Origin of the sequence: Flavobacterium sp. CFBP9031 (assembly GCF_034044945.1) — a bacterium.
Lineage (GTDB): Bacteria > Bacteroidota > Bacteroidia > Flavobacteriales > Flavobacteriaceae > Flavobacterium.
Genome location: NZ_JAXCWF010000007.1, coordinates 60,572 through 73,752 on the forward strand (window position 1 = coordinate 60,572; position 13,181 = coordinate 73,752).

Below are 13,181 nucleotides of genomic sequence, written 5' to 3' on the forward strand. Positions count from 1 at the left end.
TTTTATTTTTAATATATGTTTTATTTAAGCCGTTTGATCATCTATAGTTGCATCAGGAGCATTTTTCTTTACCGATTCGATTCCGTTTTCTCTAGCAGATACACTTTCGTACATTTCGCTTGAACCAATAATTTGACCATTTCCAGCTTTTAAATTGAAATAAGGTTTACCGTTACTAGATTCTTTTCTATCATAACGATTATCATCTCCCGCGTTGGTTTTAACAGATTCAATACCATTGTTGCAGGCCGCTTTTGTAGTATAGCCTTCACTTGTTAAAATGGTTTGGCCATTACCAGCTTTTAGATTGAACTGGAACTCTCCATTAGCTCTAGTAGTAATTACAAATTTTCCCATGTAGTTTATTATTAAAGTTAGGTAATATTTATTTTGCTATAGATAAAAATACAAAACTTAGTAATATAAATCATACGTCAATTTGAAAAAATAATTATGTTAACAATAACAATTTGTTTTTGTTCAAGAACTTAAAAGATCAAGATTAGATTCCTAAGCGAAAATCAGAAACACTTTTTTCTTCTAGATTAATCTCTTCAAAAATACTCTGCGTTCCTTTGTCTACAGGGCATTGAGTACTAATTCCCATCCAGATTTTTTTAGGATAATTGTTTTTGTATAAACGAACCATTTGCCAATTCTTTTTATCTAACGAATAATAACTGGCAACTGTTTTTGTGTCAGAAGAAATTTTCATGTAAACAAAAGGCTGTTTTACAATATCGTGATTGTTATCATCAGAAGTACCCATTGTTCGAACCGTTACAACTCGATGATTGCCTCTTTCATCTTGTTCGAAACAAAATTTTTGATAAAAGCTATCATTCACATAAATATATAAGACACCAGCATTATACAAACCTTTTTCTGTAAACTCAGGCGTAACTTTCGCGGTAAGCGTAAAAGGTTTTGTATTGTCTACTTCAGATAAAAGCATTGGCGCTGTTGTATTCGACAATTTCCCGTCTGGATCAGAAAAATAATCAGATTTTTCGCCAGCTTTAAAAATGACTTTTTCGTTAGCTTCGGTTTTAATTAGCGTATCGGCGCCGTTTATCGCTTTTGTAAAATGTATAGAAGATAATTTAATGTCGCAAGGAGAACCGTTTACAAATGCAGAATCTGTTTTGGTTTCTTCTTTCATGGCTGTTTTTGCAGTTTCGTTTTTAGTATTGCAACTCGTTAAAGCAGAAAGACCAAGAAGGATAATGGCGTGGTAAAAAAATGTTTTCATAGATTATTTTTTTGGGATAGAAAGTGATATTTTTAGTTTTCCAAAAATAGAATGGCTTCAATAAAGAGGCAATACCTAAAATTAACCAATTATACTTTCTAATGCTTCAAAATTCTTCAATAGAAAACCAATTAATGACTACGTTTTTAGAACAAAAATTTGAAATTGGAGAATCAAATGATATCGAAATGTACAAACAATTTGTTATCAATTATGTCAAAATAGAGCAATGTGTAGCCGTTTTATCCGATTATCAATCCGATAAAAGTTATATTTATGCCGGAAGTTTCGGCTCTATTTTCGGGCTTCCAGATGAAAATGCTGTAATTGATTCTGCTTTTGAAGAATGTATTTTTACTAAAATCAATTCAGACGATTTGGTTGAACGTCATGTTTTAGAACTCAATTTTTATCAGTTTTTAAAAGAAATTCCAAAAGAAGAATACAGTAATTACAGTACTTTGAGCCGTTTGAGAATGAAAGATTCTAACGATAAAATTACGTATATAAATCACCGTACAATTTATTTGAACACATTTAATAACGGAAGTATCTCTCTTGCATTGTGTTTATATCTGCCATCAACAGATTTGCAGCCTCGAACTGGAATTGACGGAAAAATTTTTAATATTCAAACAGGCGAGGTAATCGAACCAGAAAAGTATAAAAACAATACAGAAAATATACTTTCAAAAAGAGAAATAGAAGTTTTGACGAGTGTAGCAAAAGGAAATAAAAGCGAACAAATTGCGACAGAAATGCATATTTCGGTTTACACTGTAAGACGCCACAGACAAAATATTATTGAAAAATTAAAAGTAACCAATACCGCAGAGGCCGTACAGACTGCTATTATTATGGGAGTGATATCGCTGTAGATTTTAAGTTTAAAATCGACACACAAGTAAGAATATTCCTTATATTTGAAGAAAAAAAATATTATGAGAAAAATAATTATTCTTGCTTTTGCATCAGCTCTTATAGCATCTTGTAATTCTAAAAATAGTAAAGATGAAAATAATTCTGTTTTGACAGATACTATAGCTAGTAATGAAAAAAACGAACCAGATGATACTATTTCTGTTTTTGAAGGAACGCTGCCATGTGCAGATTGTGAAGGAATAGAAACGGTTCTAAAAATTGATGTTGCAGATAATACATTTCAATTATCTAGTACATACAAAGGGAAACAGCCTGAAAAAAACTTTAAAGAAATGGGTAATATCAATACCGAAAGAGGTTTAGAGAAAGATCCTGATGGAACAATCTATATTTTAAACTGGGATAAACCAGAAAAAGATCAGGTTTATTACGGTTATTACAGTAAAAATCCCGAAAAACTATATCTGCTAGACAGAAACAAAAAAATAATAAAGTCTAAGCTGAATTATTTTTTAGAATTAAATGAATAAAATAATTTAGGCAGTTTAAATAAGACTTTTCAAAAAAAATATTACAAACTTAAATGACTTTGCAGTCTTTAAGTTTGTAATATTTTTTTACTTTTAGGCTAATAAAAAGTATCATCAATATTAAGTTTCTATTGATGAAGAAGTATCTATGAAAGAAATCAACGAAATTCTTAAAGCCTATTCGCAAGCAAAATCCGAAGGAAAAAAAACAGCTCTAGCAACGGTCGTTAAAGTTGAAGGTTCGTCATATCGACAACCTGGCGCTCGCATGCTGGTTACAGAAGATGGAGAATTGACCGGTGCAATAAGTGGTGGTTGTTTGGAAGGCGACGCGTTACGAAAAGCACTTCTTTCAATCCATCAAAAACAAAATAAATTAGTTACTTACAATACGAATAACGAAGATGATGCGGAAGTGGGTTTACAGCTCGGATGCAACGGAATCGTTCATATTCTTTTTGAATATATTGATGAAGAGATTTCGAATAATCCAATTCAGCTTTTGCAGCAATTGGAATTAGAAAGAAAAGAAGCTGTAATTGTAACCGTTTTTTCTTTGAAAAGAAATGCTTTTCAGATTGGAACAACTTTGTTTTTTAGAAAAGACAGTCCTGTTTTAAATCATAATAACGAGGTTTTAAATTTAATTTCGGATGTAAAAGAAGTGCTGAAAACTAAAACTTCTGTAGTGAAAAAACTTCAGGAAGAAAACGACAACGAAGCTTTAATCGAATACATAAAACCTTCTATTTCGCTTGTAATTGCTGGTGCAGGAAACGATATTCAGCCTATAGTAAAAATGACTTCAATTTTAGGCTGGAAAATTACTATTGGCGAAGGACGCGCAACACATGCAACTAAAAAACGGTTTCCTAAAGCCGATCAAGTTTCGGTGGTAAATCCAGAACAATTTTTAGAGAATATTGTTATTGACGATCAGACCTATTTTGCTTTGATGACGCACAATTACAAATATGATTTAGCTGTTTTAAAAGCGCTGCTAAAAACCGATTTTCATTATATCGGAATTTTAGGTCCGAAGTCAAAATTCAACCGAATGATAGACGATCTTTTGATCGAAGGAATAACAGTAAGCGAAGAGCAGATGAAAAGAATTCATACTCCAATTGGACTCGATATTGGCGCAGAAACATCTGAAGAAATTGCTTTATCGATTGTTTCGGAAATAAAAGCGGTAGCTTCAGAAAGAATAGGAACTTCGCTGAAATATAAAGAAGGCAAAATACATGATGAAATTCATTATGGAGAATAGATTTCAAAATAAAACAGGCATTATTATTTTGGCCGCTGGTAATTCTTCAAGATTAGGCAGACCCAAACAATTGCTGGAATATAAAGAATCAACTTTGTTGAAAAACACCGTTTCAGAAGCTTTGAAGGTTGAAAATTCATTTGTAATAGTCGTGATAGGTTCAAACCATGATTTAATCGAAAAAGAGCTTAATTTACCCGAAGTCACATTTGCATTTAATTCTGACTGGGAAAACGGAATGTCTTCTTCAATTGCAAAAGGAATAAAGGAATTATTGCTTCTAAATCCAGATTGTGAGCAATGTATTTTAGCAGTTTGCGATCAGCCTTTTGTGACAAATGCTGTTTTTGAAAATTTAATTATTCAAGCCAATAAAACAAAAAAAGGAATTGCCGCTTCATCATACTCTGAAACTTTAGGAACGCCAGTTTTATTTCATAAAAAATACTTTCAAGAACTTCTGGAGTTAAAAGGGCAGGAAGGCGCTAAAAAACTCATTAAAAAGCATACAGAAAATGTAGTTTCAGTTCTTTTTGAAAAAGGGAATATTGATATTGATACAGAGGAGGATTATTTTAAGTTGATTTCTTGAAGAAAGGGACAAGGGACAAAGTTGCAGAGTGACAAAGTTTTTTTACACAGCTTTTCTAGATCCAGTTTGTCATCCTGAAGAAAGGGACAAAGGGACAAAGTTGCAGAGTGACAAAGTTTTTTTTACACAGATTTTCTAGATCCAGTTTGTCATCCTGACGAAGGAAGGATGACACTAGAAACTCCATAAAGTAAATCCTCAATCTTTGTCGGCTCCCGCGTGTGATCCTTCCTTCGTCAGGATGACAAAAATAACCTTTGCGTTTCCGCGACTTTGCGAGATTAAAAAAGTAAAAATTAGTGTCTTAGCGTCTTCGTGGCAAACTGCCTAGCGAGACTCAAAACACTCTCAATAGCAATATCAATTTCCTCAGAAGTAGTAAATCTTCCCAAACTAAAACGAATCGAACTCAAAGCCTCTTCATCAGACAAGCCCATTGCTTTTAAAACGTGAGAAGGCTTAGAAGTAACTGCAGAGCAAGAAGCGCCATTCGAAACGGAAATATTTCCCAAAGCCAGAATCAGTTGTTCTGAATTCACGCCTGGAAAACAAATATTAGAAGTATTGTAAATTCGGTTTTCTGTATTTCCATTTACAAAAGAACCTTCAAATTGTAATAAACCTTTTTCAAGTTTGTCTCGTAATAGAGAAATTCTATTTTGATCTTTTTCTAATTCATTTACAGCAATTTCCGATGCTTTTCCTAAACCTATAATTCCGGGAACATTTAGCGTTCCGCTTCGTAATTTTCTTTGTTGTCCGCCTCCAAGAATTTGAGAAGACAATTTTATTTTGGCTTTCGCCGAAACATACAAAGCGCCAACGCCTTTCGGACCGTAAAATTTATGTGCGGATAAAGTCAAAAGATCAATTCCGAGTTTTTTTACATCAACAGGAATTTTTCCAACCGCCTGCGTAGCATCACACATAAAAAGTACATTTTTGGCTTTCAATATTTTAGAAATTGTACTGATATTTTGTATGACACCAGTTTCATTATTAGAAAACATTCCGATGAAAACCAGAGTTTTATCTGTGATTATTTCTTCTAAAAGTCGAAGGCTCAAAAGTCCGTGGAAATCAGTAGGAAGATAAGTTACTTCAAAACCAATGCTTTCCATAAAGTGACAGGTTTCCAGAACCGCGTTATGTTCGGTCTGAATGGTGACGATATGTTTTCGGTCCTGATCGGCTAAACCTTTAATTGCGAGATTAATTGCCTCAGTCGCGCCCGAAGTAAATATGATTTCTTCTGCATCGGCATTTATTAAATCTGCCGTTTGCCATGCTGCGTTTTCAATAGCTTCTTTTACCGTTAATCCCGCTAAATGTGTTCCTGTTGAATTTGCATACAAATCAGTAAAATACGGAAGCATTGCATTCAAAACTCGTTTATCAACACGTGTTGTGGCATTGTTATCAAGGTAAATGATTTTTTGTTGTAGCATAATTTGGGCTTAGTTCAGTAAAAATACAATTTCAGAATTAATCTACTTGAAAAAAATTAACCGCAAAGGCGCAAAGGGTTTTCGCAAAGAACGCAAAATTTTAATGTGTATAATTTTTGTTTCTCGCAGATTTTGCAGATCTAAACAGATTTTTTATTTATTTCTATCAAAAAGAATCTGTGTAAATCTTTTCATCGTATTCAAAATCTGCATTATCTGCCAAATCTGCGAGAGAAAAATAACTTAGCGAACTTTGCGAAAACCCTTTGCGCTCTTTGCGGTTAAAAAAAAGAAAGAAATTGTAATTATTCTAAATAAGAGTAATGTTTGAATTTTATAATTTTTTCTTACATAAGATCGCTAAATTTGTTAGAATGACAAAAGCGAATTTGCTAATTTAACAAATAGATTGAATGGCTTCTAAAAAAACAAATCAGAATAAAGTAACACCCGAAGATTCCAATTCGCGTCGTGACTTTATAAAGAAATCAGGACTTTTTACCGCCCTTGCCCTGACGCCGCCTTCATTGATTATGGCTACAGAAAAGAAATGGGATGAAAAAATAGCGGAATATTTAGAAACAGTACCGCTTTCTATTGAAGTAAATGGCACAAAACACAATCTAAATATTGAGCCAAGAACTACGTTATTGGATTTGCTTCGCGAACAGTTACAGCTTACTGGAACCAAAAAAGGATGTGACCACGGACAATGTGGTGCGTGTACGGTGCACGTAAATGGAACTAGAATTTTGTCGTGTCTGTCTTTGGCAACGATGCAGCAAAACGCACAGGTAACTACGATTGAAGGACTTTCGAAAGGAAAAAAACTGCACCCAATGCAGGAAGCTTTTATCAAACACGATGGTTTTCAGTGCGGCTATTGCACTCCTGGACAAATCATGTCTGGAATTGCTTGTATCAAAGAAGGCCATGCAAATAGCAGAGAAGAAATCAGTGAATATATGAGTGGTAACATTTGTAGATGCGGTGCTTATCATAACATTGTTGACGCCATAACGGAAGTGAAGGAAGGAGGGAAGGAAATATGAAAAACTTTCAGATAATTAAAGCTTTGTCGTCTTCTTCGGCAATTACAGGAAAAGCCAAAGATGATTCTTCTATGTTTATTGCGGGAGGAACAAATCTGGTGGATTTGATGAAGAAGAATATTGTCGCTCCAGATAAATTGGTTGACATTAACGGATTAGACTTAAAGAAAATAGAGTTCTTAAAAGGAAAAGTTTCGATTGGTGCATTGGCAAAAAATAGTCAGGTTGCCGAAGATGCTTCTATTAAAGAGAAATATCCTTTATTAGCGTTAGCATTAGCTGCTGGAGCTTCTCAGCAAATTCGTCACATGGCGACCGTTGGAGGTAATATGCTGCAGAAAACGAGATGCTCTTATTATTACAACACCGATATGCCTTGCAACAAACGAGTACCAAAAAGCGGATGCGGTGCGATTGGAGGTTCTAACCGAATGGCAGCTGTTTTTGGAACTTCGGATAGTTGTATTGCCGTTCACCCAAGTGATATGTGTGTGGCTTTGGCGGCGCTCGATGCAACAGTTTTGGTAGAAGGTCCAAAAGGAAAACGAGAAATTAAGTTTACTGATTTTCATAAACTTCCTGGAAATACACCAGAAAAAGACAATACACTTGACAGCAGAGAATTGATTACTGCTGTTGAAATTCCAGATAATAATTTTACTAAAAATGTGCATTATCTTAAAGTGCGTGACAGGACGAGTTATGCTTTTGCATTAGTGTCTGTTGCTGTGGCTTTAGATGTAAAAAATAATACCATAAATGATGTCAGATTGGCTATGGGAGGTGTGGCACATAAACCATGGCGATTGACTGAAACAGAAAAATTCCTGAAAGGAAAAACAGTTTCTGAAGATCTATTTAAACAAGCAGGCCATTTGTCTATGAAAGGTGCAAAAGGATTCGGGGATAATAATTTTAAAATAACGCTTGGAGAGAATGCAGTAGCAGAAGCACTTACAATAGCAGCATCAAAATAATTAAATTATGAGCAAGACAAGTAATATTAATAGAGTTGACGGATTTGCTAAAGTAACGGGTTCAGCAACTTATTCGGCAGAATATAAAACAGCAGGCGTTGTTTATGCCTGTTTGGTAGGAAGTACGATTGCGAAAGGAAGAATTAAAACCATTGATACTAAAAAAGCGGAATGGGCGCCAGGAGTTTTGGCTGTAATTACGCATTTAAATGTGGATAAACCTGCTGGCTACGAAAAAGCAAAAGACAAGCATAATTTTGGTCAGCCCTTGCAGATTTTCAAGGATGATTCGGTTTTGTATTACGATCAGCCCATTGCTCTGGTTATTGCCGATACTTTTGAGCGTATGCGATATGCGGCGAGTTTAATTAAAGCCGATTATTTTAAAGAAGAACATTCGACAGAACTTAAAAAAGCAGCTGAAAAGGAAAAGAAAGTCGAAACCGATAAAGGAAATGATTACCATCGCGGAGAACATGATGGTTATAAAAATGCTGAGGTTGTTCTAGAAACCGAATATACGATTCCAACCGAGGTGCATAACCCGATGGAACTGGCAAATATTATAGCCAAATGGGACGGAAATAAACCCATTTTATATACCAAAAGTCAGGGTGTCGAGGGAACGCGTAAAAGTGTTGCCGGAGTTTTTGGAGTGCCTGTCGAAGATGTTGAGGTTCACGCCGAATATCTTGGAGGCGCTTTCGGAATGGGATTGCATACTTGGCCGTATGAAATAGCGGCTTTAATTGGAGCCAAAAAACTAAATCGTCCAGTTAAATTAGTACTGCATCGCGAACAGATGTTTACCAATGTTGGTTTCAGGCCTTACACGATTCAGAAAATGGGGCTTGGGGCAACTAAAGATGGAAAACTGACTGGATTAACGCATGAAGCGGTTGCAATGACTTCAAGCTATGAGGATTTTATGGAAGGTACCGTAAACATGTCCCGATTTATTTATGATTGTGCCAATGTTTCGACACGTTATAGAATTGTGCCTTTGGATACTTGCACACCAATCTGGATGCGTGGACCGGGAGAGGCGACAGGCTCTTTTGCCTTAGAAAGCGCAATGGACGAATTGGCTTATAAATTAAACCTAGATCCGATTGAATTCAGAAAACGCAATTATGCTGAAAAAGATCAGGAACAAAATAAACCTTGGAGCAGTAAATTTCTTTTAGAATGCTACGAAGCTGGAATGGAACGCATAGGCTGGAAAAACCGTAAAAATGAACCGGGTTCTGTTAAAGAAGGAAACTGGCTAGTGGGTTACGGAATGGGAACTGGAACTTTCGGCTGTTATCGAAGCCCAACTTCTGTAAAGGCAAAATTTTTGGCTAATGGAGATTTGGTATTGCAATGCAGTGTAAATGATATGGGACCAGGAACGGCAACTATGATGACTGCTATTGGAGCTGAAGTAATTGGTTTGCCATCTGAAAATGTAGTTATCGAAATGGGAAAAAGCGGATTGCCAAAAGGCCCAACGCAAGGTGGTTCGGCAACGACTTCGTCTGTTGGTTCTGCTGTTCATGATGCTTGTAATTTATTGGTGAATAAAATAATTGAATTGGGAAGTAAAAATTCTGCTTTAAAAGGAATCGCTCTCACAGATTTAACTTTTGAAAATGGTGCAGTTTCTTCTAAAAAAGACAAATCTAAATCGGTTACATTAGCGGCGCTCTTAAGCAGTAATAAATTAGAAGATTTTGAAGTAGAAAATCTTTCTAAAGCCGCAGAAGAAGCGAAGAAATATTCGATTTATTCGTTTTCGGTTCATTTTGTAAAAGTATTAGTGAATCCGAATTTGGGTAAGATAAGATTGGCTCATGTTGTGTCTTGTGCCGATATTGGAACCGTAATCAGTCAGAAAACTTCTGCTGGACAAATGTTCGGTGGAGCAGTAGGAGGAATCGGAATGGGATTGATGGAAGCATTAGAAATCGATCATCGTTTTGGCCGTCCAATCAACAATAATTTCGCTGATTATCATGTTCCTGTAAATGCAGATATAGAAAAACAAGAAGTGTTCTTCGTTAATAAAAAAGACCCAATCAGTAACCCAATGGGAACAAAAGGTTTAGGAGAAACAGCTTTAGTCGGAATGGCGCCTGCAATTGCAAATGCCGTTTTTAATGCAACTGGAAAACGTGTTAGAGATTTACCAATTACATTAGATAAAATTATTGAGACCGCAAAGGTTTAAGCATAAAAAACGATTACAATAATCCCTTTGAGAATAAGATCTTAAAGGGATTTTTTTGTGAGTAACCTCATTTTTGTCATTTCGACGAAGGAGAAATCTTCGCGAGAAACTCGACAAAGAATGGATTATTACTGCGGAGCTACTTACGGAGATTTCTCCTTCGTCGAAATGACAAGATTGCGTGATAAGGCTTTGAGAGCTTATGTAAAATCGGCTCTTTGTGCTTAAATAAAAAAGTCGCAAAGCTTAAAAAACTTTGCGACTTTGTGCCTTCGTGGCATATATCATTAAAACTTATTTAATCGTAATTGGTAATTCAACAGTTGTTTTATCCCATCCAATAACAAGATTTGTTACATTGCCTTGAGTTGTAAATGCAATAGATAAAGCTTCGATTGTTTCGCTTACAGATTTAACTGGAACAGAAACTCTTACAACGTCTTTGCTTTCATCATAAGCATAACCACCCCATAAATCCAATTCTTTATTGATAATGATCGTCCATTTATCTTTTTCTGGAATAGCGAATAAACTGTAATATCCTGCAGGAACTTTTTTACCGCCAATAGTTACATCTTTGTAGAATTTAATCTCTGTATTTTCATTAGCACCAACTCTCCAGATTTCTCCAAACTTTACAACATCGCCAAAAATAGTTCTTCCTTTTGCAGAAGGTCTTGCGTAAATAACTTTGATAATCGGATTTGGATTATCTGTTTTTTTGAATTTAACCGCCTTGTTTGGGAAATAAGAAATATCAACAGGGCTGTTGTCTAATGGAGCAAATTTCACCACTTCTTGTGCCTGAACTGTAAAGGCAGCAAACAATGTAACTGCCAGTAAATAAATTTTTTTCATAGGATTACAATTTTTAGAATAACTACAAAGTAAGTTAATAATGAAGAAAAATCATATAATTTACAGTTTGTTTTTTGTTAATGAATTGGTAATAACGAATTAATTCTGAGACTCCTTTTTCTTTTTAGCATACCAATCCTGCATAATGTAAAAAGCTTTTTTCTTTTCACCATCATTTGAAATTAAGCCTTTACGATTGTAACCGTCCTGAATACCTGGAAGCAATCTTTTCGGAGATCTAAAATCAACCAAAATCCACGGACTTGTCCCGCTTAAGTGAGGAATCTTTTCAATCATTTTTAGATTCTGAATGTATAAATATTCCTGATATTCCTCTGTCCAACGTTCGTTTTTCTCTCCATGAAAGCCCGCTTTTGCATCACCTCCAAATTCAGAAACGAAAACAGGTTTGTTGTATGGTGTAGTCCAGAATGTTTTTTCAGCATTTTCTAAGTTACCGCCATACCAGCCTAAATATTGATTGAAAGCAATAATGTCAAGCGATTTGCCAATTTCGTCGTCAATCTTTCCGTTATGCGTTAATAAAGCGGCGCTAATTAACCTTGTATTATCCAATGATTTTGTATGATTTACCAAATTCGTGATAAAAGTATTTCTAGCGTCAGAAACTGGAGTTTCATTTGCCATAGACCAAATCACAATACTCGCTCTGTTTTTATCTCTTGTAATAGCAGCCGTTAATTGATCTTGGGCATTTTGATACGTATTTTTATTAGTAAATTCAACAGTCCAGTAAACTGGGATTTCTTCCCAAACCATTAATCCCATTTTATCAGCTTCTCTAACCATGTTTTCGTTATGCGGATAATGTGCCAGACGAACATAATTACAGCCTAATTCTTTTGCCCAATTTAGTAAACGCAGCGCATCTTCTTCAGAATTAGCACGTCCGCCTTTTGCATTTTCTTCGTGAATAGAGATTCCTCTTAAAAAGACTGCTTTTCCGTTTAATAAGATTTTATCACCTTGCGTTTCAATTGTTCTGAAACCAATTTTGTCGTTTAATTTTTTTCCGTTAAAGTCAACAATAACATCATATAATTTCGGATTTTCTGGCGACCAATAAGAAATCTTTTTCGTTGGGATTTCAAAGTTTAGAATTCCCTGAGCATCTGCTTTTCCTTTGTAATTGATTTTTAATTCAGGAATAGCAATCGAAATCTGATTTTTTGATGGATCTAAATTATTGATCTTGATGAATCCCGAAATAACATTCGCATTACCTTTTTTCAGCTGAATAGTGTAATCTTCTACAAAAGATGCTTCTTCTTCAATTAAAGTTACATCGCGCGTGATTCCGCCATAATTCCACCAATCTGTATTCACAGTCGGAACATCTTCTTTATGGCGCGTATTATCAACTTTTATAACCAAATAATTGCCTTTGGGCTGAACAATAGAAGTCACTTCGTAATTAAATGGCGTAAAACCACCTTCGTGAGTTCCTAGTTTCTTTCCGTTCAAATAAACATCAGCTTTGTAATTGATAGCTCCCAAATATAAAAACAAACGTTTGTTGGCTGCTAAATTGTAATCGAAAGACTTTTTAAACCATACATTTCCTTCATAATATTTCAGTTCTGTAACCTGCGAATTCCAATCGCCAGGAATAGTAATTGTTGGCGATTTATCAAAATCATATTCTACCAATTCCTGTTTGTTTTGAGCATGATAATTCGTGAAAAATGCTCCTTTTGCTGGTTTTTCCTGTTTATCGTATTGGTCAAGGTGAAAGCTGTAAAAGCCAGTTTGGTACGGATCAATTATGTAATTCCAAATTCCGTTTAAAGAAGTAGTATTTCGGTTTGACACGTTAGAAATTAAACCTTGTGATTGTCCAATTGCGAACGACGTCAGGAATAATAATGTTAGAATTTTTTTCATTGTAAATTTGTTTATTATGTATTTTGCCACAAAGGCGCTAAGGCACAAAGATTTTTTCATTCGTTTTTTTGTCATCCTGACGAAGGAAGGATCACACTAGAAGCTCCGCAATCTTTGTCACCAATCTTTGTAGAGTTACGAGTGTGATCCTTCCTTCGTCAGGATGACAAACTAGGCGATAAAACTTAGAATCTTAGAAC

Annotated in this window: 13 protein-coding genes; 8 read left to right on the plus strand and 5 right to left on the minus strand. The window is 35.1% G+C overall.

The window, feature by feature from the left end; translation table 11 throughout:
* Window positions 1–24 precede the first annotated feature (24 nt).
* Both SOM12_RS13185 and SOM12_RS13190 read right to left on the minus strand, forming a co-directional pair.
* Entirely contained in the window at window positions 25–357 is a 333-nt protein-coding gene (locus SOM12_RS13185; protein WP_095930765.1) for a YegP family protein, read from the minus strand.
* A 145-nt stretch (window positions 358–502) separates the two neighbouring features.
* Window positions 503–1,252, minus strand: coding sequence for a DUF1349 domain-containing protein (locus SOM12_RS13190; RefSeq protein ID WP_095930764.1), 750 nt, complete (start codon window positions 1,250–1,252; stop codon window positions 503–505).
* A gap of 134 nt (window positions 1,253–1,386) precedes the next feature.
* Between SOM12_RS13190 and SOM12_RS13195 the strand changes: the two genes are divergently transcribed.
* The 4 genes from SOM12_RS13195 to SOM12_RS13210 all read left to right on the plus strand — a co-directional run bounded on the left by SOM12_RS13195 (window position 1,387) and on the right by SOM12_RS13210 (window position 4,529).
* A complete protein-coding gene (locus tag SOM12_RS13195; protein WP_320493754.1) occupies window positions 1,387–2,130 on the plus strand; it encodes a helix-turn-helix transcriptional regulator in 744 nt (247 codons plus the stop codon).
* A 63-nt stretch (window positions 2,131–2,193) separates the two neighbouring features.
* On the plus strand, window positions 2,194–2,664 hold the full coding sequence (locus SOM12_RS13200) for a copper resistance protein NlpE (RefSeq protein WP_095930762.1): 471 nt from the start codon (window positions 2,194–2,196) through the stop codon (window positions 2,662–2,664).
* Window positions 2,665–2,812: 148 nt separating this feature from the next.
* Complete coding sequence (locus tag SOM12_RS13205; RefSeq protein ID WP_095930761.1) at window positions 2,813–3,937, plus strand: XdhC family protein; 1,125 nt, start codon at window positions 2,813–2,815, stop codon at window positions 3,935–3,937.
* Entirely contained in the window at window positions 3,912–4,529 is a 618-nt protein-coding gene (locus SOM12_RS13210; protein WP_253251849.1) for a nucleotidyltransferase family protein, read from the plus strand. Before SOM12_RS13205 ends, SOM12_RS13210 begins: the two co-directional genes overlap by 26 nt.
* A 296-nt stretch (window positions 4,530–4,825) precedes the next feature.
* Here SOM12_RS13210 and SOM12_RS13215 read toward each other — a convergent pair whose 3' ends face one another.
* Entirely contained in the window at window positions 4,826–5,977 is a 1,152-nt protein-coding gene (locus tag SOM12_RS13215; RefSeq protein WP_095930759.1) for a cysteine desulfurase family protein, read from the minus strand.
* Window positions 5,978–6,390: 413 nt separating this feature from the next.
* Between SOM12_RS13215 and SOM12_RS13220 the strand changes: the two genes are divergently transcribed.
* Genes SOM12_RS13220 through SOM12_RS13235 form a run of 4 tightly spaced genes read left to right on the plus strand, consistent with a single transcriptional unit; the run spans window position 6,391 to window position 10,446 of the window.
* The gene (locus tag SOM12_RS13220; protein WP_320493755.1) at window positions 6,391–7,029 is read left to right on the plus strand and encodes a (2Fe-2S)-binding protein; all 639 of its coding nucleotides are present in this window, start codon (window positions 6,391–6,393) and stop codon (window positions 7,027–7,029) included.
* The gene (locus SOM12_RS13225) at window positions 7,026–8,006 is read left to right on the plus strand and encodes an FAD binding domain-containing protein (protein ID WP_095930757.1); all 981 of its coding nucleotides are present in this window, start codon (window positions 7,026–7,028) and stop codon (window positions 8,004–8,006) included. Before SOM12_RS13220 ends, SOM12_RS13225 begins: the two co-directional genes overlap by 4 nt.
* 7 nt (window positions 8,007–8,013) lie before the next feature.
* On the plus strand, window positions 8,014–10,218 hold the full coding sequence (locus SOM12_RS13230; RefSeq protein WP_320493756.1) for a xanthine dehydrogenase family protein molybdopterin-binding subunit: 2,205 nt from the start codon (window positions 8,014–8,016) through the stop codon (window positions 10,216–10,218).
* Between the two features lie 57 nt (window positions 10,219–10,275).
* Complete coding sequence (locus SOM12_RS13235; protein ID WP_172426931.1) at window positions 10,276–10,446, plus strand: hypothetical protein; 171 nt, start codon at window positions 10,276–10,278, stop codon at window positions 10,444–10,446.
* A 66-nt stretch (window positions 10,447–10,512) separates the two neighbouring features.
* On the opposite strand, the gene SOM12_RS13240 is transcribed toward SOM12_RS13235, so the two are convergent.
* Both SOM12_RS13240 and SOM12_RS13245 read right to left on the minus strand, forming a co-directional pair.
* On the minus strand, window positions 10,513–11,076 hold the full coding sequence (locus tag SOM12_RS13240; RefSeq protein WP_095930755.1) for a DUF2911 domain-containing protein: 564 nt from the start codon (window positions 11,074–11,076) through the stop codon (window positions 10,513–10,515).
* A gap of 99 nt (window positions 11,077–11,175) precedes the next feature.
* On the minus strand, window positions 11,176–12,981 hold the full coding sequence (locus SOM12_RS13245; protein WP_095930826.1) for a glycoside hydrolase family 2 protein: 1,806 nt from the start codon (window positions 12,979–12,981) through the stop codon (window positions 11,176–11,178).
* Window positions 12,982–13,181 lie beyond the last annotated feature (200 nt).